The sequence below is a fragment of the Nocardia sp. CDC519 genome (genome assembly GCF_059509835.1).
This window is the reverse complement of record NZ_CM183377.1, coordinates 2,036,282-2,056,762: the sequence shown is the minus strand read 5'-3', so window position 1 is coordinate 2,056,762 and position 20,481 is coordinate 2,036,282. Positions and strand designations below refer to the sequence as shown.

The 20,481-nt window shown below is 70.0% G+C and carries 18 protein-coding genes; 7 read left to right on the top strand and 11 right to left on the bottom strand.

Translation table 11 applies throughout. The features are described 5' to 3' along the window. Window positions 1-15: 15 nt before the first annotated feature. Together AC5W7N_RS09135 and AC5W7N_RS09130 are read right to left on the bottom strand one after the other, a co-directional pair. The gene (locus AC5W7N_RS09135) at window positions 16-699 is read right to left on the bottom strand and encodes a response regulator (protein WP_163817230.1); all 684 of its coding nucleotides are present in this window, start codon (window positions 697-699) and stop codon (window positions 16-18) included. Beyond that, window positions 696-2,084, bottom strand: a complete 1,389-nt coding sequence (locus AC5W7N_RS09130) for a sensor histidine kinase (RefSeq protein WP_194991963.1) — start codon at window positions 2,082-2,084, stop codon at window positions 696-698. Before AC5W7N_RS09130 ends, AC5W7N_RS09135 begins: the two co-directional genes overlap by 4 nt. 195 nt (window positions 2,085-2,279) lie before the next feature. Between AC5W7N_RS09130 and AC5W7N_RS09125 the strand changes: the two genes are divergently transcribed. The 3 genes from AC5W7N_RS09125 (at window position 2,280) to AC5W7N_RS09115 (ending at window position 5,880) form a co-directional block, all read left to right on the top strand. After that, window positions 2,280-2,600 (top strand): hypothetical protein, encoded by a 321-nt coding sequence (locus AC5W7N_RS09125; RefSeq protein WP_163817226.1) that lies wholly within the window; start codon window positions 2,280-2,282, stop codon window positions 2,598-2,600. Between the two features lie 83 nt (window positions 2,601-2,683). Next, window positions 2,684-3,391, top strand: a complete 708-nt coding sequence (locus AC5W7N_RS09120) for an ABC transporter ATP-binding protein (protein WP_495923514.1) — start codon at window positions 2,684-2,686, stop codon at window positions 3,389-3,391. Next, window positions 3,388-5,880, top strand: coding sequence for an FtsX-like permease family protein (locus AC5W7N_RS09115; protein ID WP_495923513.1), 2,493 nt, complete (start codon window positions 3,388-3,390; stop codon window positions 5,878-5,880). Before AC5W7N_RS09120 ends, AC5W7N_RS09115 begins: the two co-directional genes overlap by 4 nt. Window positions 5,881-5,959: 79 nt before the next feature. On the opposite strand, the gene AC5W7N_RS09110 is transcribed toward AC5W7N_RS09115, so the two are convergent. From AC5W7N_RS09110 to AC5W7N_RS09100, 3 genes are all read right to left on the bottom strand, one after another. Beyond that, entirely contained in the window at window positions 5,960-8,395 is a 2,436-nt protein-coding gene (locus AC5W7N_RS09110; protein ID WP_495923512.1) for a serine/threonine-protein kinase, read from the bottom strand. Window positions 8,396-8,464: 69 nt separating this feature from the next. Beyond that, complete coding sequence (locus tag AC5W7N_RS09105) at window positions 8,465-9,130, bottom strand: response regulator (RefSeq protein ID WP_036538541.1); 666 nt, start codon at window positions 9,128-9,130, stop codon at window positions 8,465-8,467. Window positions 9,131-9,241: 111 nt separating this feature from the next. Continuing rightward, window positions 9,242-10,498, bottom strand: coding sequence for a sensor histidine kinase (locus tag AC5W7N_RS09100; protein ID WP_163817218.1), 1,257 nt, complete (start codon window positions 10,496-10,498; stop codon window positions 9,242-9,244). Between the two features lie 167 nt (window positions 10,499-10,665). On the opposite strand from AC5W7N_RS09100, the gene AC5W7N_RS09095 reads away from it, so the two are divergent. The 3 genes from AC5W7N_RS09095 (at window position 10,666) to AC5W7N_RS09085 (ending at window position 13,635) form a co-directional block, all read left to right on the top strand. Further along, on the top strand, window positions 10,666-11,454 hold the full coding sequence (locus tag AC5W7N_RS09095; RefSeq protein WP_228807031.1) for a hypothetical protein: 789 nt from the start codon (window positions 10,666-10,668) through the stop codon (window positions 11,452-11,454). A gap of 458 nt (window positions 11,455-11,912) precedes the next feature. Then, a complete protein-coding gene (locus tag AC5W7N_RS09090; protein ID WP_495923511.1) occupies window positions 11,913-13,148 on the top strand; it encodes an alpha/beta-hydrolase family protein in 1,236 nt (411 codons plus the stop codon). A gap of 52 nt (window positions 13,149-13,200) precedes the next feature. Next, on the top strand, window positions 13,201-13,635 hold the full coding sequence (locus tag AC5W7N_RS09085) for an SRPBCC domain-containing protein (RefSeq protein WP_324197329.1): 435 nt from the start codon (window positions 13,201-13,203) through the stop codon (window positions 13,633-13,635). A gap of 47 nt (window positions 13,636-13,682) precedes the next feature. Here the strand turns inward: AC5W7N_RS09085 and gatA are convergent, their stop codons facing one another. After that, on the bottom strand, window positions 13,683-15,209 hold the full coding sequence (gene gatA / locus AC5W7N_RS09080; RefSeq protein WP_195019766.1) for an Asp-tRNA(Asn)/Glu-tRNA(Gln) amidotransferase subunit GatA: 1,527 nt from the start codon (window positions 15,207-15,209) through the stop codon (window positions 13,683-13,685). Continuing rightward, window positions 15,206-15,505 (bottom strand): Asp-tRNA(Asn)/Glu-tRNA(Gln) amidotransferase subunit GatC, encoded by a 300-nt coding sequence (gene gatC, locus AC5W7N_RS09075; protein WP_163817211.1) that lies wholly within the window; start codon window positions 15,503-15,505, stop codon window positions 15,206-15,208. Before gatC ends, gatA begins: the two co-directional genes overlap by 4 nt. Window positions 15,506-15,939: 434 nt before the next feature. Here gatC and AC5W7N_RS09070 point away from each other — a divergent pair, with 434 nt between their 5' ends. Continuing rightward, window positions 15,940-16,590 carry an ACT domain-containing protein gene (locus tag AC5W7N_RS09070; RefSeq protein ID WP_036538548.1) on the top strand — a complete coding sequence of 217 codons (651 nt, stop codon included), beginning with the start codon at window positions 15,940-15,942 and terminating at the stop codon, window positions 16,588-16,590. A 33-nt stretch (window positions 16,591-16,623) separates the two neighbouring features. Here the strand turns inward: AC5W7N_RS09070 and AC5W7N_RS09065 are convergent, their stop codons facing one another. Genes AC5W7N_RS09065 through AC5W7N_RS09050 form a run of 4 tightly spaced genes read right to left on the bottom strand, consistent with a single transcriptional unit; the run spans window position 16,624 to window position 20,335 of the window. Beyond that, a complete protein-coding gene (locus AC5W7N_RS09065; RefSeq protein ID WP_163817209.1) occupies window positions 16,624-17,130 on the bottom strand; it encodes a GNAT family N-acetyltransferase in 507 nt (168 codons plus the stop codon). 50 nt (window positions 17,131-17,180) lie between these two features. Then, on the bottom strand, window positions 17,181-17,516 hold the full coding sequence (locus AC5W7N_RS09060; protein WP_163817207.1) for a hypothetical protein: 336 nt from the start codon (window positions 17,514-17,516) through the stop codon (window positions 17,181-17,183). A gap of 37 nt (window positions 17,517-17,553) precedes the next feature. Next, window positions 17,554-18,798 carry an AAA family ATPase gene (locus tag AC5W7N_RS09055; protein ID WP_163817205.1) on the bottom strand — a complete coding sequence of 415 codons (1,245 nt, stop codon included), beginning with the start codon at window positions 18,796-18,798 and terminating at the stop codon, window positions 17,554-17,556. A 58-nt stretch (window positions 18,799-18,856) separates the two neighbouring features. Further along, entirely contained in the window at window positions 18,857-20,335 is a 1,479-nt protein-coding gene (locus tag AC5W7N_RS09050) for an FAD-dependent oxidoreductase (RefSeq protein WP_495923510.1), read from the bottom strand. Between the last annotated feature and the right edge of the window lie 146 nt (window positions 20,336-20,481).

The window sequence follows — 20,481 nt, the reverse complement described above, 5'->3', positions numbered from 1 at the left end:
ACCGGAACCTGCCCGTCAAACAGTGGATTGTCCTGGTGAGACCACCCCGTGGTCAAACGCGAACACGATCGCGGCGGCCCGATCGCGCAGATCCAGCTTGCCGAATATGTGTCCGACATGGCTTTTCACGGTGACCTCTGAGATGCCGAGCTCACGAGCGATTTCGGAGTTGACCCGGCCGCGGCCGATGAGCTCGAGGACTTCGTACTCGCGGGCGGTCAGCTCGGCCAGCCTGGCATCCGTCGGTGTCGCCGGGCGCACCGTGCGATACGCCGACAGCACCCGGCCGGTCACCGCTGGGTCGAGCCAGGCGCCACCGCCTGCCACGGTGCGCACGGCGCGGATGAGATCCTCGGCCGGGGAATCCTTGAGCAGGAATCCGGCCGCGCCGGCGCGCAGCGCCCCGGAGAGCAGTTGATCGTCGTCGAAGGTCGTCAGCACCAGCACCGGCGGTGCATCCGGGCGCATCCGGACCAGCCGGGTCGCCTCGATGCCGCCGACCCGTTTCATCCGTAGATCCATCAGGATGACGTCGGGCGGTTCGGCCGAAATGGCGGAAACGACCTCGTCACCGTCGGCACATTCGGTGACGACGAAACCGTCGCGGCGGCGCAGGATCCGGCGCAGTCCGCCGCGAACCAACTCCTGGTCGTCGACCACCAGTACCGCGATCGTGGTCTCCGTTGCCGCAGTGGTCACGCGTTCTCCTGTCTTATCGGACCACTCGGCCCGAAGGCCACATCGTGGTCGCGCCGTCCCCTCGGTCCCAGGGTCACCGGCAGTCCGCCGGTCAACCACCCGCAGAGCACGCTCGTCCGTGGCGGAGCGTGCGGAAATCGCGCCTCGACCGACCAGCCGTCGCCATCCGGTCCCGCGGTCATCCGGCCGCCGAGCAGTTCGGCCCGATGGCGCATCCCCGTCAGTCCCATTCCTGTCCCGCTCGTGAGCGAGCCGGCGGGCAAGGTGTTCGCGACGGCCAGGGTGACGGTCAGCGGATCGACCGCCAGCCGGAAACACACATCGGCGCCCGGCGCGTGCTTGGCGACATTGGCCAGCGACTCCTGGCCGATGCGGTAGAGCGCGAGACCGACGGCGGCGGAGACCGAGTCGAGGTCGCCGGTGATCTTCGCGTCGATGGACAGCCCGGCCCGCGCGAAATCATCGAGCAGGGCGGCGATGTCCTCGGCGCTCGGTTCGGCCAGATTCTTGGACGGCCCGTCCAGCAGCCCCACGGTGCGGCGGATATCGGCCATGGCCTGGCGGCCGAGACGTTCGGCGTCGGTCAGCGCGTCGACGGCCTCGTCGACATCGCGGTCGGTCTGTAGCGAGTGCCGTGCGGCCGTGAGATGCAACAGGGTGACGCTGAGCGAATGCGCGATGACGTCGTGCACCTCACGGGCGATCCGCCTGCGTTCCTCGGCGGCCGCCTGGGCCGCGCGGATGCCCTGGTATTCGCGTTCCTGGTAGAGGAACCGCCGCTGTGATTGCAGCATGACGCCGACCATCCAGCCGAGCACGATGCCCAGTGCGTACATCGGCATGCCCTCGAGGGGCACCGAATCCTCGAGCCAGGGCAGTTTGCCGAAGCTGTCGAACATCACCAGCAGGCCGATCGAGACCACCACAAAGGGCACGCTGACCCGTTTCGAGGAGATCGCCGCGACCTCGCCCGCCGCGACGACCAGCACGAAGGGCGCGAAATCGGTCGCGACGGGCTGCGCGAGATACATCACGGTGGCGCCCAGCGAGGTGACCATCAGCTGGGCCGGGGTGGGTACCACACCGAGAAAGGCGAACAGCGGCAGCGAGGCAAACAACAGCGCCAGTGCCAGCAGCGGCAGCGCCGACGGGAAGTACTCGTGCCGCTGAACGGTGGCGGCGATACCGGTGAGCAAGAACGCCAGGTCGGCGATGATGACCACGCCGGGCGGATAGTCGAACGGCAATTCGTCGAGATTGCGCCGGAACGCCGCCCACGGGCTGCGTACGAAGGCCACGATCCGATCGCGGAGGCGCCCGCTCTCCCGGAACGGCGCCACCGGGCCGACGAACCCCGGCTCGGGTGTGACGCTGCTCGCACTCATCCTGCCAGGATATTCGCCCGGCCGGCTCCGGCACATCGTCCGGTGATCGGGCCGCCTCTCCACCCACGGTAGGAGAAGAATTCGCGTCCCTGGCACGACGACAACGCCGCGGCCGCGTTTGTAGCGTGAATCGACGCTCTCGAGTGGCGTGGCTCCCGCAAACCCGAAGACCCAGCTCACGAAAGGCCAGAAGCCATGACCTGGGAAGATCAGCACACCCGCATCGACATCATGCACACCGTGCTCGCTCGCGCTGCCATCGATCCGCACCGCCCCGATCTCTTCGACGGCCTGCCCGATCTCGACCGCCTCTTCGGTGGGCGGCAGGGGCTGCTGCTGGCGCTGCGCAACCGGTGGAACGTGCACTTGGAGGCCAAGCTGGAGGAAGCCCACGAACAGGGCAGGCCGCAGCTGGAGGCCTACCTCGAACTGTGCGCCGAACAGCCCGAACTCCATGCGCTGCTGGACGGCCCGAATCGACGCCACCCGAGCGCGGCCGAGGCGATGGCACGGTAGCGTCGCACCGGCCGATCCCGGAGGCGTCGTCGAACACGCGCCTACCCAACGAAATACACGCTAGAGAGAGGGCGGGGAACGCGATGACGCAACCAGCCGTGCTGGAACTGTCGAACGTCAACAAGGAGTATCTGGTCGGCGACCAGGTGGTACGCGCCCTCGACGGGATCAGCCTGGACATCGCGGCGGGCGAATTCACCTCGATCATCGGACCGTCCGGCTCGGGCAAGAGCACGCTGCTGCATCTGCTCGGCGCGCTCGACAGCCCCGACTCGGGTTCTATCCGATTCCAGGGTGAGGAGATCGGCAGCCTCGATGAGGAGCGTCAATCCGAATTCCGCAGGCACCGGGTCGGTTTCGTGTTCCAGTTCTTCAATCTGCTCCCGACGCTGTCGGCCTGGGAAAACGTCGCCATCCCGAAGTTGCTCGACGGCACCGGACTACGCAAGGCCAAGCCGCGCGCGCTGGAGCTGCTGGACCGGGTCGGCTTGGCCGAGCGGGCCGAACACCGGCCCGCGGAAATGTCCGGCGGTCAGATGCAGCGGGTGGCGGTGGCACGGTCGCTGATCATGGACCCGCCGCTGATCCTGGCCGACGAGCCCACTGGCAACCTCGATTCCAAGACCGGCGCCTCGATTCTCGAACTGCTCGGTGAGGTGGCCGGCTCGGGCAATTCGGTGGTGATGGTGACCCACGATATGGGTGCGGTTCGCTACTGCGACCGGGTGGTCACCCTGCGCGACGGCAAGATCGGCTCCGACGAGCGTGCCGAGCGGACGGTCAACGCATGATCCGCGCCGCATGGGATCGGCTACGGCTGTTCAATATCGGCGAACTCCTCGCCCACCGCGGGCGCACCATGATGTCGCTGACCGTCATGGGTGTCTCGGCCGGCCTGCTGGTTTCGGTCCTCAGCATCGCGGGCTCGGTCACCGGATCGGTCGACCGGCTCACCCGCGGACTCGGCGGCGATGCGGTCCTCGAGATCACCGGCATCACCGATGCCGGTTTCGAACAGGCGTTGCTCGCGCCGATCGCCACCACTCCTGGCGTGGAGAGTGCGGTGCCGATGTTGCGTGCCCAGGTGGGCACCGGTGCGGATCGCACGCTCCTGATCGGTGCCGACGCCTCCGTCGCCGCCCTCGGCAGCGAACTGGCCGGGCCGATGAGCGCCATGGCCGCGAAGCTGCTCTCGGTGCCCAACGGGGTGCTGGTCGGTGACGCGGTCGGCCGTGCCGAAGGTGAGCAGTTCCCGCTGGGGTCGGCCACCGTCACCGTCGCCGGGGTGCTCGATCCCGAGACCTCCGGCAAACTCAACTCCGGCCATATCGTGGCCGCGCCGTTGCCGCTGGCGCAGAAGATCACCGATCGGGCCGGGCGGCTGGATTCGGTGCAGATCCTCGCCGCACCCGGCACCGATATCGAGGCGCTACGCGCCGCGCTGACCGACGCGGTCGATGGACGGGCTGTGGTCGCCGATCCCGGTTTGCGCACCGCGCAGGCCGGCGGCGCGATCATGATCGTGCGGTACTCGACGCTGATGGCCGCGGCGGCCGCGCTGATCGTGTCCGCGTTCCTCATCTACAACGCGATGAGCATGGCGGTGGCCCAGCGCAGGCCCACCCTGTCGCTGCTGCGCGCGATCGGCGGCAAGCGCGGGCCGATGGTGCGCGATCTGCTGGTCGAGGCCGCCCTGCTCGGCTTGTTCGGCGGTGCGGTGGGCGCGGTGGTCGGCATCTTCATGGGCCGGGTCTCGATCGCGCAGTTGCCAGCGGCGATCGTGCAATCGGTCGAGGCCCGCACCGAATACATGGTTCCCGGGTACGCGGTACCGCTGGCGATCGCGGCGTGTGTGCTGGCCAGTGTCGCCGCTGCGGGTATCGCCGCACGTCAGGTGTACAAGGTGCAGCCGATCGAGGCGCTGGTGCCGATCGGGGTTGGGCGCAGCGATGCCACGAGTCCGGTGCTGCGCTGGGCCGCAGCCGTTCTCGGTATCGCGCTGGCCGTTGCGGCGGTCGTCATCGCGCGCACCGACCTCGGGCGCTTCTCGCTGGCCGCGATCTCACTGTCGTTCGGCGCGGCGGTGGCGCTGTGCTTCGCGGCGACCGGGCCGATCGTGCACGCCTCGGCCGTGGTGGCGCGCTGGTTCGGCGCACCGGGAGCGTTGGGCGCGACCACACTCGAACGCGCGCCGCGCCGGGTATGGGCGACGATGATGACGGTGATGATCGGCGTCGCGGCGACCGTGTCGACGGGTGGGGCGTCGAGCAATTTGGTCGACTCGGCGACGACCTCGTTCGAGGATCTCGGCGATACCGATCTGTACGTGAGCCCGGTGTCGATGGAGCAGTTCCCCACCGGGCCGCTGCTACCGGAGGGCCTGGTGGACAAGATCGCCGCGCTCCCCGAGGTGGAGCAGGCACGCGCGGGACAGATGGCATTCGCGACCCTCGGTACCGGACGGGTGATGTTGCAGGGGTACCCCTCCGACGTCGTCACCCAGGTGCAGGGCGCGATCACGCCGGCCAGCGCCGAGCAGATGGGCACCGGCACGGGTGTGGTGCTCTCCCGCGATGTCTCGCGCTCGCTCGGCGCCGAGGTGGGCGACGAGTTGACGCTGCCGACCCCGACCGGCGACCACACGGTGCGGGTGGTGCAGGTGATCCCGTACTTCTCGGTGATCTCCGGCATCGTGGTGATGGATATTTCGCGACTACACGAGTGGTATCAGCGGCCCGGTGAGACCATCATCGGCATCGACCTGAAACCGGGCGTCGACGTCGCGGCGGCGAAGGCCGCGATCCGCGAGCTGGCCGGGCCGCAGTTGAGTATCCAGTCCGGAAGCGAAGCGGTGGACGCGATTTCGGCGAGCTTGCGGCAGGGCACGTCGATGAGCAACGCCATCCTGTGGATCGTGGTGCTGGTGGCGACGGTGGCGCTGCTGAACACCTTGATGCTGTCGGTGCTGGATCGGCGCCGCGAACTCGGTGTGCTGCGGGCCATGGGCACCGGCCGCAAGTTCCTGCTGCGCTCGGTGCTGGCCGAGGCGGCCGGCATCGGCATCACCGGCGCGGCCATCGGTCTGGTGGTGGGCGTGGTGGTGCAGTATCTGTCCACCATCGCGATCGGCCATGCGATGACCATCGACGTCGTGTGGGAACCGAGCCCGCTGCTGCTGGTCTACGGCACGCTCGCGCTGCTGCTGGCGCTGCTCGGCTCGATCCCGCCCGCCGTGCGCGCGGCGCGGATGCCGATCGTGGAGGCGCTGGCCGTCGACTGACGGGTGACGACGAACGGCCCGGTACGCGATCTGCCGCGCACCGGGCCGTTCGCTATCGGCAACGCCGGCCGTCGGTGGTTTACAGCGGCGCGTCCGCCCACCACTGCATGACGGCGTTCTCCGAGGACAGCCGGCCGAATTCGTCGGCGATCGGACCGGAGTGCCGCACCGAGATCAAGGCATTCGCGCGGATCGGATCGGCACCGCCGAAACCCACCACCAGATGGGTGGTGGTCAGCGGCCCGTCCGGTTCCGGCTCGATCCAGTGGTAGGAGGTGTACGCCGCCCCGCTCTTGGCCCCGGTGCTGCGGGAATTGGGCGGAAGTTCGCCGAGCACAGCCCGCGCATCGTCGGCGTCCTCGTACACCACGATGGTGTAGCTCATGTGCGTATCGGATTCGACGCGGCGACGGCACTCCCACACCGTTGTCCACGGGCGTGACGACAGTGCGCGGTCTTCGATGCGTACCGGATCATCGGGCTCGTAGGCGGTGCACACGGCACCCTGATACCCCTGGCCGGTGTCAGCTGTTCCCTGCGGTAGCAGGCTCGGGAAGATGCGGCGGCTGCGCTCGACCGGATCCTCCTGCGGGGTGATGTCTTTCGCCGGTGTGAACGTCGACGTGGACCCTGCCGAGGCAGCGGCCTCGTCGCTGTCGTCGCCGCCGACCACGAGCACCACGACCGCGAGCACCAGCAGTACCACGAGGAAGCCGACGATGGTGAACACCGCTATCAATGCCGGACTGCTGCCGCGTTTGACCGGAGCTTGTTGCCCCGGATGCGGATTCGGAGCGTACGGAGGTGCGGCGCCGAATCCCGGGCCGCCGTTGTGCGCGGGTTGCCGATGACCCTGCGGGGCGGCGGTTGCGGGCGCGCCGGACGACCCGTTACCGGCGTCCGGTGAAGCCGGTTGTGCGGGTTCGCCTTTGAGCCGAAGCGACGACGCGGCCTGAGATCCGGGATAGGCGGTCACCGTGGTCGGATGGTTGCTGTTGTCGTTGCCGCCGGTGTCAGCGGCGTCGCCGGTACCGGCGGACTCCCCCGGATGACCGGTGCCGCTGGCCGAGTCGCTCACGACCGCACCGCCGGCTCCCGAGTTCCCGGAATCGGTCCCGGCACTCGACCCAGCGGGTGTCTCGTGCCCGTTCGGCCCGGACTGCTGTGCCTCGGATCCTACTGCGGGATCGGCCTGCCCGCGCGAGTCCGAACCGGACGCGGTCGAGGGAACCGCTTGTGGGATAACGCTTTCCACAGGTAGCGGCATGGCGCCGGGCTGCCCCCGCGCCGGCGACGGCGCGAAGGAACCGCCGCCCGGCTGTCCGGCGGATGAAGCGACGCCCTGGGCCGCCGGACCACCCGGCTGAGGTGCCTGATCGGCGGGCGCACTCTGCTGTACCGCATAGGAGGGCTGCCCGGCCGGCGGAGCCGGAGGAGCCTGCGGGGCCGCCGAGCCCGCGCTGGCGGTCTGGTCGGGCATACCGTGCTGGGCCGGATACGGCGGCGCGGCCGGGGTCATCGGCGCCGCCGGCGGATGCTGCGGCATCGGCGCGGCAGCCGGGGCCGGGGGCATCGGCGCGGCAGCCGGGGCCTGGGCCATCGGCGGCACGGCCGGATACCCCGCGACGGGCGGCGGGTAGGCCGCCGGCGGCGCGCCGCGCGGGGGCACCGGCTGATACCCCGGGTTGCTCAGCGCGTGCCGGGCGGCCGCGGCGAATTCCACACACGTGCCGAAACGGTGGCTCGGATGCTTGGCCATCGCGACCGTGAGCACCGCATCCAGAGACTGCGGCAGCCCGCGCCGTTTCACCGCCAGCGGCGGCGCGGCCAGTTGCAGATTGCCGTGGATGATGTCGGCCGGGTTCGGCGAATCGAACGGGGCCATACCGGTGAGCAGCCAATACAGCGTGCACGCCAGCGAGTACTGGTCGGAACGGCCGTCGAGTTCGGAGCCGGTCATCTGCTCCGGCGAGGCGAAGGCCAGGGTGGCGGTGAACATGCCCTGCTGGGTGAGCTGGGTGGTCTGCGCCCGCAAGCGGGCCAGGCCGAAGTCGGTGAGGAATACCCGTTCGCCGTGGCCCGCGCTGGAACGGGCCAGCAAGATGTTGCCCGGCTTCACATCCCGATGTAGCACGCCGATGCCGTGCGCGTAATCGAGGGCGTCGGCGACCCCTTCGATGATCTGCACCGCACGTTCGGGCGGCAGGGTCAGCGCGGTCACCGACGACGCGTCGGCGCCATCGATGTACTGCATGCTGATCCACTGCTGATCGGCTTCGGTGCCACGGTCGTAGACCGCGACGATGCTCGGATGGTCGAGCTGGGCGGCCAGGTCGGCCTCGCGTTCGAAACGCGCGCGTACCGAGGCGTCGGCGAACAGATCCCGGTTCAGCAGCTTGAGCGCGGTTTGCTTGTCCAGCCGGGGATGACGGGCCAGGTACACCGATCCCATGCCCCCTTGGCCGAGCAGTCGCTCGATGGTGAACCCGGCGAAAACGTCACCGCTGTTGAGCAACGCGACCCCCTTCCGGTGACAGACGGCCCCGTGAGCCTACCGGGCCGCGACGCGTTTGCGGTCAACGCATCAACCAGGGGTGACGAGCCCGGATTCGTAGGCGAGTACCACCGCCTGGGCGCGGTCGCGCAGGTCCAGCTTGGCGAACACTTTCGACACGTGGGTCTTCACGGTCTGCTCGGCGACGAACAGCGCCTCGGCGATCTCGGTATTGGACATGCCCTTGGCGATCAGCTCGAGCACTTCCCGTTCACGTGGGGTCAGGGCGGCAAGGGCGGGAGCCGGTTTGGCGCGGGCGGCGGCGCGGCGGCTGGTGACGTCGGCGATGAGGCGGCGGGTGACGGTCGGCGCGAGCAGGGCCTGACCGTCGGCGACCACCCGCACCGCGCGCACCAGTTCCTCGGCAGGTGCGTCTTTGAGCAGGAACCCGCTGGCACCGATGCTCAGCGCCTCGTAGACGTAGTCGTCGATGTCGAACGTGGTGAGCATGAGCACCCGCACCGGCGGATCGAAGCCGGCCGCGAGGATGGCGCGGGCGGCGTCGAGACCGTTCATCTCGGGCATGCGCACATCCATCAGCACCACGTCGGGTCGCAGCCGTTTGGCCTCCGCCACCGCGACCTTCCCGTCGGGCGCGTCACCGATCACACTGATATCGGGTTGCGCGGCGAGCAGGGCGCCGAAGCCTTGGCGCACCATCGCCTGGTCGTCGGCGATCAGAACCGTTATAGCCACGCGCCCACCCTAATTGCCGTCGGCGGAAGCAAGCGCCCTGCGCCACGTCCCGCGCCGGGACCGATGACGCGCACGGGCAGCATCCTTCGCCCACCCGGCGATGATCCGGTCTCAGCCCACCGATTCGACGCTCGTCGAGGACGGCACCCCGAGTGCCGGGGCGGGGCCGATCGGCAGCCGGGCGTGCACCTCGAAGCCGCCGTCCGCGCGCGGACTCGCGGTCAGCTCACCGCCCGCGGCCAGCGCCCTGGCCCGCATACCGGTGATGCCGTGGCCGCCGTTGCCGACCGGGCGGGCGGCGGTGGCCCCTGGATCGTTGCTCACCACGATCTCCACATCGGCGGACACGGTGATCCGGACGTGGACGGCGGCGCCCGGCGCGTGCCGGGAGGCGTTCGACAGCGATTCCTGCACGATCCGGTACAGCGCGAGGCCGGTCGTATCCGACACCGCCGACAGCGGCCCGTCCACGTTCCAGTCGATCGCGACGCCGGCGCGGCTCGCACCGAGGAACAGCGTCTCGACGTCGGCGGCGGTGGGTTGCGGCGCGTGTTCGGGCAGCTGGCCGTCGCTGCGCAGCACGCCGAGCATGCCGCGGATCTCGTTGAGCGCTTCGCGGGCGGTGGACCCGATGGATTCGAATTCGGCGCGCGCGGCCGGGGTGACGCCCTCCACCCGGTAGGGCGCGGTCTGGGCCTGCACCACCACCAGCGACATGTGGTGGGCCACCACATCGTGCAGATCGCGGGCGATGCGCGCCTTCTCCTCCAGAATGGCGCGCCGGGCCCGTTCCAGCTCGTTGGCCTCCTCCTGCTGGGTGAGCAGCTGGCGCGACTGCACCAGCCACCGGATCAGCAGCGCGAACAGCACAATGGCGCCGAAGGACACCGGCCACGCCCACACCGACTCGGAGAACGCGCTGTCACCGGCCATGGTGGTGCCGAGCAGCAGCGAGGTCGCGCCCCACACCACCACGATCATCGGCACCGGCGCCCGCAGCGCCACCGCGAACAGCAGCACGTGCAGGGTGATGATGTGCACGACCTGGAACGGGATGTCGTTGCCCGGTGTGTGCGGGATCGCCAGGGCGATCACCAGCGCAGAGCCCGCCGAGATGGCCCAGCCCAGCGACGGGTTGAGCCGGACGAGCAGGACCGGGAAGGCCGCGAGCGCGGCGAGGAACGGTTGCACTGCGGCGGGCACGTCGTGGGTGAGGTGCAGCGTCGGCCAGGCCACGGTGAACAGCACCACCGCGGCGAGCACGGTGAACAGGTCGAACCACATCCTGGCGTTCAGCTGCCGCAGCCGGGCGCGGCGCCGGGCGGCGGGGGTGCTGAGGTCGGTAGTCGCGACAGTCGGGTCCGTCATAGCTACGACCCTAGGAACTCCGGCCCGGGTGGGCCTCATACCGGCGGATGAATTCCGACCCCCTACCCAGGTCCTACCCCGGGTGACCGCTCCCCCGCAGGCACGGCCCGCGAACCGCTCCGCGGCGGGACGCCCCGGTAGACCGCGCGTTCCTAGCGTCGATGATCATGAGCACACCGACCAGCGCCCGTCGCGGTTTCCGCCCGTCGACGCCGGCCGACCCCGCCCGCCCTTGCGCCAGCCGAGTGCGCCGCGGCCGGGTCGCCGCCCTGACCGCCGCCGCGCTGACGACCATGGCGGCCACCGTCATGCTGGCCCCCGCCGCGCAGGCCGCGACCATCGCGCCCGTCCCGCAGGACCCCTCGGCCACCGCCGCTGTCACCGACCTCACCTCCGGCGGCCCCGGTTCGGCCGCCGCCGTCCCCGCCGATTTCGCCGAGGTGATGGGCTACCGCCCCGCGCTGGTCGACGGGCTGCTGGTCGCCCCGCACGGCGACTGCTCGTCACCGGTGCCGTTGCCCACCGAGTTCGACACCGCCTGCAAGGCACACGACCTCGGTTACGACCTGCTGCGGTATGCCGATCGGCAGGGCGCACCGCTGGGCCCGTGGGCGCGACAGGCGATCGACCGCAGGCTGGGTGAGCGGATGAGCCTGGCCTGCGATACCCGGACCGCACCCTTCGCCCGGGGCCGCTGCCACACCATGGCCGCGGTCGCCGACACCTTTGTCGACCTGAATTCGCGTCGGCAGGGCTATGGCGTCCCGGTCACCGAATCCTTCCTCGGCGGGGCCGGCGCGAGTACGTCCGCCCGGCCCTGGCTGTTCGGAGGCGCCGCGCTCACCGCCACCGCGCTCACCGGCGTCATCGTGCTCGGCCGTGGACGTCGCGCGATCGCGCGCACGCGGCCGGCCGGCCCGGCGTCGTGGGGCGCCGCACCTGTCCCGGCGATCTGAGCGGCACCGAAACCACCATCAGCTGCCCCCGTCCACCCTTCCGCCGGCACCGTCGACATTCCTTTCAGCACAGCAGAGGTTGCCCGATGAGCGATTCCACGACCCTGACCGCCCGCGTTCGCGCGTCCGAGCGGCCGACCCACCGCCGACCGCAACCGGCCACCCGGCCGCCGGATGGTTCGAGCAGGCGGGCACATGCCGCGGCCACCCGCGAACAGTCCCCCACCGCACCCAAGGCCCTTGTCGGCCTTCAGAATTCGCCGGGGGCTAGCGTCGCGGCGCCTCGGCTCCGTCGCGCCCGGACGGCCGCGCCCCCGCGTCATCGCCGTGGCCGCGAGAGACCGGTCCCGCGCGGGCGCCGCGGGCAGGCCCTCCGGGCACCGCGCATCGGCACCACACTGGCCGTCGGCGCCGGCACGCTGATGTCCCTCGCGCCCGGTCTGCTGCCGCGGACACCGATGGCTCAGGCGGTGCTGACGGGCCTGCTGGTGGCGCTCGTGCTCGGGGTCGCGGGCGTCGGGCGTTTCATCCTGCGCAGGTGTGGTGTGGCCGGGGACCTGTCCCGGTGGCGGATGCCGGTGCTCGGCGCGACGGCGATGCTGATCGCCGCCGCGACGGCACACGCGGGGCATTGGCAGAACCGGCTGCGCGCGGCGATGGGAACCCCGGCGATCGGACCGGAATACTGGCTGTGGTGCGCGCTCGGGGCGACGGCGATCGCCGGAGCGCTCTACGGCCTGGCTCGCGGAACCGCCTGGGTGGTACGCACACTCGGCCGCACTCGCACGATCGCCGTCGGCGTGGTCGTGGCCGCGGCGCTCGGTCTGCTCGGTGTGCCCTCGATCGTCGACTGGCGGCGCGGCGCGTACGCAAGCGCCAATGCCGCGATCGATCCCGAGGTGCCGCGCCCGGTCTCGGCGACGCGTTCGGGTAGCGCCGATTCCGCGGTCAGCTGGCCGTCACTGGGCGCGGAGGGCAGGCGGTTCGTCTCCGGGGAGCCGCTCGGGCCGGTGCGGGTGTACGTGGGCGTGCAGTCGGCGCCAGACCTGGATTCCCGTGTCGCGCTGGCGGTTCGAGAGTTGGAACGGGCGGGCGGGCTGACGCGCTCGCATGTGGTGATCGCGGTCCCCACCGGGTCGGGATGGATCGATGCCAATGCGATCAAAGGCCTCGACGAACGCTTCCACGGCGACGTCGCGCTGGTCGGCCTGCAGTACTCCTACGCGCCGAGCTGGGCGACGTTCCTGTTCGGCCGTGACGCCGCCGCCGAATCCGCGAGGGCCCTGTTCACAGCGGTAGAGCAACGCATCGCCGGCCTCGCGGTGAAGCCGCACCTGCACGTCTACGGCCAGAGCCTCGGCGCGCTGGGCGGGAGCGCGATCTTCGCCGACGCCGCCGAGCAGGACCGCCGCACCTGCTCGGTGCTGTGGGCCGGGCCGCCCGTCGGGTCCGTGCACCGCACCGGCGCCACCGTGCTGGCCAACTCCTCCGACCCGGTGGTGCACTGGTCGCCGTCGCTGCTGTGGCGTGCCCCGGATCTGAGCGGCGCGCGCGTGGACGCGCCGGTACCGGGCTGGCTGCCGGTGGTGAGCTTCCTGCAGACCACCGCCGACCTGCTCGCCGCCCTGGACGCCCCACCCGGGCACGGTCACCGCTACGGCGCGGACCAGGGCACCGCACTGCCCGACTGCTGAGGCAGGGGTTGACCCCACTGTGAAACAGGTTCTAGTTTTGGGTGTGTTTGTCGTGGACGGAACAGTCGAGATAGCCGCACCCGCCGATGTCGTGTGGGGTGTGATCACCGGATTCGAGCGATATGGCGAGTGGAACCCCTTCGTCAGCGAATGCCGCTCCACCCTCGAGGTCGGCGCGCCGATCGACATGGTCGTCCACCTCACCGGCTCGAAGCCGCGACGCCAGCGTGAGTTCATCACCAGCCACACTCCCGGCGAGGAGTTCAGCTATTCGATGAAGCCGGTGCCGTTCGGGGCGCTGCACAGCAGGCGCACCCACACCGTCACCGCGCTCGGACCGGACCGCACCCGCTACGACTCGCATTTCGAACTGGGCGGCTGGTTGAAGCCGGTCGTGGAACTCGCGCTCGGCAAGGCGCTGCGGCGCGGGTTCACCGGCATGACCGAAGGCGTTGCGCGACAAGCCGAGCGCCTGCACGCCTCCTGACCGGACGATCCCGCACCGGAGGAACGCGGTGCGGGATCATCGCGAACTCAGGCGATCGGGCCCCTGGCCGCCTCATAGGCCGCACCCACCCGGTACAGCCGGTCGTCGGCCAGCGCCGGCGCCATGATCTGCAGGCCGACGGGCATGCCGTCGTCCTTGCTCAGCCCCGACGGCACCGACATCGCCGGATGACCGGCCAGGTTGGTGGGCAGGGTGCACAGGTCCGACAGGTACATCGCCAGCGGGTCGTCGACCTTCTCACCCAGCTTCCAGGGGGTGAACGGGCTGGTCGGCGAGACCAGGACGTCGACCTGCTCGTAGGCGGCGTCGAAATCGCGGGCGATCAGGGTGCGGACCTTGAGCGCCTGGCCGTAGTACTCGTCGTAGTAGCCGGCCGACAGCGCGTAGGTGCCGATCATGATGCGGCGCTTGACCTCGGGACCGAAACCGGCGGCGCGGGTCGCGGCCATCACCTGTTCGGCACTGTGCGCGCCGTCGTCGTCGACGCGCAGGCCGTAGCGCATGGCATCGAAGCGGGCCAGGTTCGACGACACCTCGCTCGGCATGACCAGGTAGTACGAGGACAGCGCGTATTCGAAGTGCGGGCACGACACCTCGATCACCTCGGCCCCGAGCTCCTTCAGCACCGCGACGGCGGCATCGAAGGATTCGAGCACACCGGGCTGATAGCTGTCGGAATGCAATTCCTTGACCACACCGACCTTCACCCCGCGCAGATCACCACTCGCGCCGGCGCGCGCCGCGGCGACCACCGCGGGGACGGGCACATCGCGCGAGGTGGAATCACGTGGATCGTGGCCCGCGATCACCTCGTGCAGCAGCGCGGTGTCGAGCACCGTGCGCCCGCACGGGCCGCCCTGATCCAGCGAGGACGCGCAGGCGACCAGGCCGAAACGCGAGACGGTGCCGTAGGTGGGCTTGGTGCCGACGGTCGCGGTGACCGCGGCGGGCTGCCGGATCGAGCCACCGGTATCGGTGCCGATCGCCAACGGCGCCTGATACGAGGCCAGCGCCGCGGCCGAACCACCGCCGGATCCGCCCGGGATGCGGGTGGTGTCCCACGGGTTCTTGGTCGGCCCGTAGGCGGAGTTCTCGGTGGACGAACCCATGGCGAACTCGTCCATATTGGTCTTGCCGAGGATCGGGATTCCCGCCTCGCGCAGCCGCGTGGTCAGCGTGGCGTCGTACGGCGACACCCAGCCTTCCAGGATCTTCGACGCGCAGGTGGTCGGCATATCGGTCGTGGTGAACACGTCCTTGAGCGCCAACGGAACTCCGGCCAGCGGGGAGGCCGGCGCCTGCCCCGCGGCCAGCGCGGCGTCCACCGCCGCGGCGGCCTCGAGCGCCTGCTCACCGGCGACGTGCAGGAAGGCGTTGTATTCGCCGTCGACCTCGGCGATGCGGTCCAGATGCGCCTGGGTGACCTGCGTGGAGGTGACCTCGCGGGAGTGGATCTTGCCGGCCAGCTCCGCCGCCGACAGCTGCGTCAAGTCGCGCCCACCCGTCGCCCGGCCACCGCCCCTCACGGAATCGCTCTGCGATGCTGAACTCATTCTTCCTCCCCGAGGATCTGCGGCACCATGAACCGCTGCTCTTCGACCGCGGGCGCACCCGAGAGGGCCTCGTTCGGGGTCAGGCCGGGCACCACCACGTCCGGGCGGGTGACATTGGTCGCCGGGTTCGGCGAGGCGGTGGCGGGGACGTCGGCGGCGGCGACCTCGGAGATGGTCCGCACGTGGCTGAGGATCGAATCCAGCTGACCGGCGAACTGATCCAGTTCGTCGTCGGTCAGGGCGAGCCTGGACAGCCGGGCGAGGTGGGCGACCTCGTCGCGGGAGATGGCGGGCACCGCGGACCCCTTTCGAAAGTTGCGCGTGGACGGACGTGCGTTGCGTACAGCGTCTGACACCGCTGCATACGCGACAGCCACGCATAGCCTAGCGACCGGCCCGCCGCGCCCTTCCCGCGCCCAGCGCGTCGCTCCCTCGGTCGCGCCGACGCCGGCGCCGGTCACGCGCCGAGACAGGTATCCGGTCGGCACATCGCCCACCGCAGCCCTCATCGCGCCGGCGGCACGCCATGGATCGACACCGCTTCGTTCACGACTGGTTCATGTTCGATACATCTACGAGACATCCGACCGACATGCTGAAATCACCGGAAGCATCGGCAAACCGAGTGGATCACGGAAACTTTCGACTCGATAACCGGCGCTCGAGGGTGTAAGGATTGCCAGACCGGGTATACGTTCGCCAGGCTCGGCCGCCAAGGAAAGGACAGCACGTGTCTTACCTGCTCCGCGTGCAACTTCCGGATCGTCCGGGAAGCCTCGGTGCACTCGCACTCGCACTCGGCTCCGTGGGCGCCGACATCCTCTCCCTGGATGTCGTGGAACGCGGGGCAGGCTTCGCGGTCGACGATCTGGTCGTCGAGGTGTCGCCGGGGGCATTGCCCGACACCTTGATCACCGCCGCGGAATCGATCAGCGATGTGCGCGTCGATTCCATCCGGCCGTACTCCGGAGTGCTGGACACCCACCGCGAGCTCGAGTTGATCGACCAGGTCGCCAGCGCCCGCGACGACCGATTACAGGTGCTCGTCGACGGCGCGCCCCGGGTGCTGCGCGTCGGCTGGAGCACCATTCTCGACCTCGGCCCGCAGGGCGCCTACCGCGTCGTCGGCAGCCAGAGTGCCCCGGAAACCCAGGCCTCCTCGGCGCCGTGGATGCCACTGAACAAGCCGACCGTGCTCGATCCCGAGGCCGACTGGGTGCCCGAGATCTGGCGCGATATGGACACCAAACTCGCGGCCGCCCCGCTGGGCGATTCCAGCAAGGTGCTGCTGCTCGGACGCCCCGGCGGACCCGACTTCCGGCCCTCGGAGGTCGCGCGGCTCGGCTATCTGGCCGGCATCGTGGCCACTGTCCTCGGCTGATCCGCGGCTCGACGCGACGACCGAACCCTCCGCTCAGCCGGCCAGGGGCAAGCGCAGCACCGTGAGCGGCTGGCCGTCCTCGGTGTGCCAATTCCGTTCGGGCACCGGGACGAAACCGAATCGGTCGTAGATGCGCCTGGCGTCGACCATCGGCGCCATCGTGGTCAGCACCACCGCGTCGAACCCCTGCGCCGCAGCCATCTCGATCACCGTCCGCACCAGCGTCGTCCCGACCCCGAGACCGCGGGCACGTTTGTCGACGGCGAGCATCCGGAACTCCAATTCGCCGGGCCGCGCGATCTCCGCATACGGCGTCCCCGGGCGGGCCACGGTCAACGAGCCGACCACTCGATCCTCGTGCACCGCCACCAGCACCTGCGCCGACGCCGCCCGATGCTCGACATCGGCGAGTTCGTGCACGTAAGGGTTGCCTGCGGGCACATAACCCTCGCCGACGTACACCTCGACGGTCAGCTCCGACACTGTCGCGTACTCCCCCGGCAGTGCGTCCCGGACGATCGGCTCGGCATTCACACCCATGCCAGCATCCTGCCATCGCGAGCGCGCCCGGCTCCGGGGCGGGCGCCGGGCTACCCCGCGGCGCCGGGGCTGTACAGCTGCCATTTGTCCGGTTTGCCCGGCGGGTAGGCGACGGTGAAGGTGTCGCCGATGGACGGCCAGTTGTTCACGTCCCAGGCGAAGCGGCCGTAGACGACCGCGCCCTCGACCATCGGACCGGTCAGGTTGCCGGTGATGGTCACGTACTGCTCCCCGGTGAGGTCGTCGGGGCGCGGACTCACCCCGGTGACATAGAGCGTGCCGACCTCCGGCTCGGACAGCCGGACGCCGCGACGGCCGCGCAGGACCAGCGCGATCATCCCGGCCAGAGCGCCGACCATGATCACCAGCATCGCGAATTCCAGCATGAGCACAGCCTAGTGGCGACCCGGCCGGCGACGGCGCTCAGCGCTGGGTGAGTTCGCTGGTGCCGTGCTCGGTGCGGCGCAATTGCCAGACCGAGGAGCGGGTCCGGCTCGACCGGCCGTTGCCCCGGTCGATCAGAGTGCGGTTGTTGGTGGTGAAGATCAATTGGGCGCCACGGGCATTGGTTTCGGGGTTCTGGAACAGCTGGATCAGCCGGTCGGTCTCCTCGGCGGGTAGCTGCCCGCCGATGTCGTCGACGGCCAGCACCTTGCCCGAGTCGAGCGCGTCGAGCATGGTCGGCAGCAGCCGCAGCAAGGTGAGCGTGGCGGTGGATTCGTCGCCGATGTGGAACGGGACGTCGATGCCCTCGTGCACCAGCCGCAGCCCGACACCGCGACGGTCCACCATCCGCTCGTAGAGAGCGTCGCGCGCGTTCTTCAGATTGGTCAGCTCGCGTTCCAGCAGCACGGGGGTGACGCCGTTATCGCTGAGCAGCGACTCGGCGTAGGCGGGTGAAGACACCGCCCGCTCGGCCTGCTCGGTGAGCCCGGCGATATCGACGTCGAGTTCGCGCAGGTAATCGGCGTAGAGCGGATCGTTCTCGGCGATCAGCAGATCGGTGATGCCGAGGTCTACGGTGCGCAGCAGGGTCAGCAGCCGGGCGGCGTTCTCCGCGGACCGGGAGATGTGGCTGCCCACCAGGTGCTCGACCCGTTCCGGTTCGACCGGCCCGCGCTGCACCTCGAGCATCGATTCGAACCAGCGGTAGGCAGGCACCAGCGCCTCGGCATACATCTGCCCCGCCAGGCTCAGCAGCAGCGAGTTCGGCCGCACCAGCGGCGCCAGCGCGCTGATCCCGTAGCGCGCCGCCTCGAACATCGGACCGATCTTGATCTGTTCGCCCGTGCGCTCGAACACGATCCGCTTACGCGAACGCGGGTGCGCGTACAGCCATTCCGCGATGACGTCGGCATTGTCGAGTGCGAAGCCATAGGTGTACGGGCAGCCCTCGGCCACGAACGAGGCCACGAACTCGGTCGGCCGATCGGCGAACCCGAGATGCGGCGAACGCACCGGCCCCGCATACGGATCCCAGCCGGTGACCGAATGCAGCACCGCGTCACGCATCTGGCCGAGCGCGTCGATCAGGCTGGACTTGCCCGCACCCGCGGCGCCGTGGACCGCCGTCACCGGCACCGCGACCGGGCCGGATCCGCGACTCAACCGCAACTCCTGCCGGTCGGCCAGCGATTTGTGATTGGTCACCTGAAAACTGCGCAGCATGCGGGCCATCCTTCCCGCTCCGCGCGGTTATCGCGACATCGGCTCGCGGCAGGCGCGGCTACTGCGCCGCGGCGGCCCGGCCCGCGCGGCGGCCGAAGAAGGTACCGTCGCCGAGCGAGGTTCCGCTGATATAGCCCCACGAGTGCAGGCCGGAGGTGGCCCGGCCCGCGGCGAACAGGCCGGGGATCGGCTCGCCGTCGAGATCGAGGACGTGCCCGTCGACGGTGGTGCGCAGCCCGCCGATGGTGAACACCTCGGCGCCACCGCCCGCGGTCCCGCCGTCACCGTATTCGGGCGGGGCCATGCCACGGCGCACGTCGATCGCGGCGAACGGTGAGCGCAGCGGCCGCAGCCAGCGCGCCGACTTGTGGAAGTACGGGTCTTCACCGCGCTCGGCGTACCTGTTGTATTCGCCGACGGTGCGCTGCAACGCGCCCTCGGGCATGCCGATCTCCTGCTCGAGTTCGGCAAGGGTCTCGGCGACGAAATGTGGCTGCACGCCCCAGCGTTCGTCGACCGGCACCTCTTCGTAGGCCTGCTCGTCGAGGATCACCCACACCCGCAGGTTGTGCTTGAACAGGGCGGCCTGGCCGACCAGACCGGGGTAGACGTCCTCGTTGATGAACCGCTGGCCCACATCGTTGACGATCATGCCGCGCACCATCATCCCCGGCACCAGCGAGATGCCGACCTGTCCGGCGGACATGTGCTTCACCGCCGCGCCGACGGCCTGCGCGATGACGATGCCGCGTCCGTCGTCGCCGCCGTCGCTGTTGACGCCGAGCCCCACCAGCTGCGGCGCGTGCTGGGCGAGCATCTCCGCGTTGTCGGCGAACCCGCCGGTGGTGAGGACGACGCCGCGGCGCGCCCGGTAGGTCACCGTGGCACCGAAATGCCGCGCCGCCACGCCGACAACGCGAGTGCCGTCGACGATCAACCGCAGCGCGGCGGTATCGGTGTGCACCGCGATATCGGTGCGGTCCACGGCCTCGCTCAGCACCGCCATCAGCACCTTGCCGCCGAAGCCGTCGGAGGTGACGCGGTGCCCGCGCGGGGCAGGCGTGGCGATCTCGTTGAACGGATAGGCGTTCTCCCCCATCCACATCAGACCGTCGTCGGTGGGCGGCACCCAGGTCGGCGAATCCCACAGCGAAGGCTTGAACGGTACGCCGTGTCCGGTCAGCCACTGGTAATGCGCGACGCTCTCGCGGCTGTAGAGCCCCACCTTCTCCTGGTCCGCGTCGGGTCCGAGCGCGGCGAGCAGGAACTTCTCCATATCCGCTGCGGTGTCGTCGAATCCGCAGGCCTGCTGGATGGGTGTGCCGCCGCCGAGATACATCTCACCGCCGGACAGCGCCGACGAACCGCCACCGCCGCTCTGCCGTTCCAGCAGGATCACCTCGGCCCCGGCGGCATCGGCGTCGAGTGCGGCGGCGGCTCCCGCGCAGCCGTAACCGACCACGAGAACGTCTGTTTCGTGGTCGTAGGCCGCGATATCGGCGGCGGCGATCGGGGTGACGGGGACGCGGGCGCTCATCCGGTTCTCCTGTGCTCGGCAACTACGTCATCGGCGTGGTGCGGGTCACAGTAGGGTCGGCGGATCGGCGGAGGCAGCGGTGTGTCCAGTCAGTGGGAGACGGGCGCGGCGCCACCCGCCGTCACCCGGCTCGACCACAGACCGGT

Bases quoted from the DNA above. Each gene is read 5' to 3' on its own strand.
- AC5W7N_RS09090 (WP_495923511.1), top strand. From the start codon at position 11,913: ATGGCTCAGGCGGTGCTGACGGGCCTGCTGGTGGCGCTCGTGCTCGGG.
- AC5W7N_RS09050 (WP_495923510.1), bottom strand. From the start codon at position 20,335: ATGAGCGCCCGCGTCCCCGTCACCCCGATCGCCGCCGCCGATATCGCG.
- AC5W7N_RS09060 (WP_163817207.1), bottom strand. From the start codon at position 17,516: ATGCTGGAATTCGCGATGCTGGTGATCATGGTCGGCGCTCTGGCCGGG.
- AC5W7N_RS09065 (WP_163817209.1), bottom strand. From the start codon at position 17,130: ATGGGTGTGAATGCCGAGCCGATCGTCCGGGACGCACTGCCGGGGGAG.
- AC5W7N_RS09120 (WP_495923514.1), top strand. From the start codon at position 2,684: ATGACGCAACCAGCCGTGCTGGAACTGTCGAACGTCAACAAGGAGTAT.
- gatA (WP_195019766.1), bottom strand. From the start codon at position 15,209: ATGAGTTCAGCATCGCAGAGCGATTCCGTGAGGGGCGGTGGCCGGGCG.
- AC5W7N_RS09055 (WP_163817205.1), bottom strand. From the start codon at position 18,798: ATGCTGCGCAGTTTTCAGGTGACCAATCACAAATCGCTGGCCGACCGG.
- AC5W7N_RS09100 (WP_163817218.1), bottom strand. From the start codon at position 10,498: ATGACGGACCCGACTGTCGCGACTACCGACCTCAGCACCCCCGCCGCC.
- AC5W7N_RS09130 (WP_194991963.1), bottom strand. From the start codon at position 2,084: ATGAGTGCGAGCAGCGTCACACCCGAGCCGGGGTTCGTCGGCCCGGTG.
- AC5W7N_RS09095 (WP_228807031.1), top strand. From the start codon at position 10,666: ATGAGCACACCGACCAGCGCCCGTCGCGGTTTCCGCCCGTCGACGCCG.
- AC5W7N_RS09115 (WP_495923513.1), top strand. From the start codon at position 3,388: ATGATCCGCGCCGCATGGGATCGGCTACGGCTGTTCAATATCGGCGAA.
- AC5W7N_RS09125 (WP_163817226.1), top strand. From the start codon at position 2,280: ATGACCTGGGAAGATCAGCACACCCGCATCGACATCATGCACACCGTG.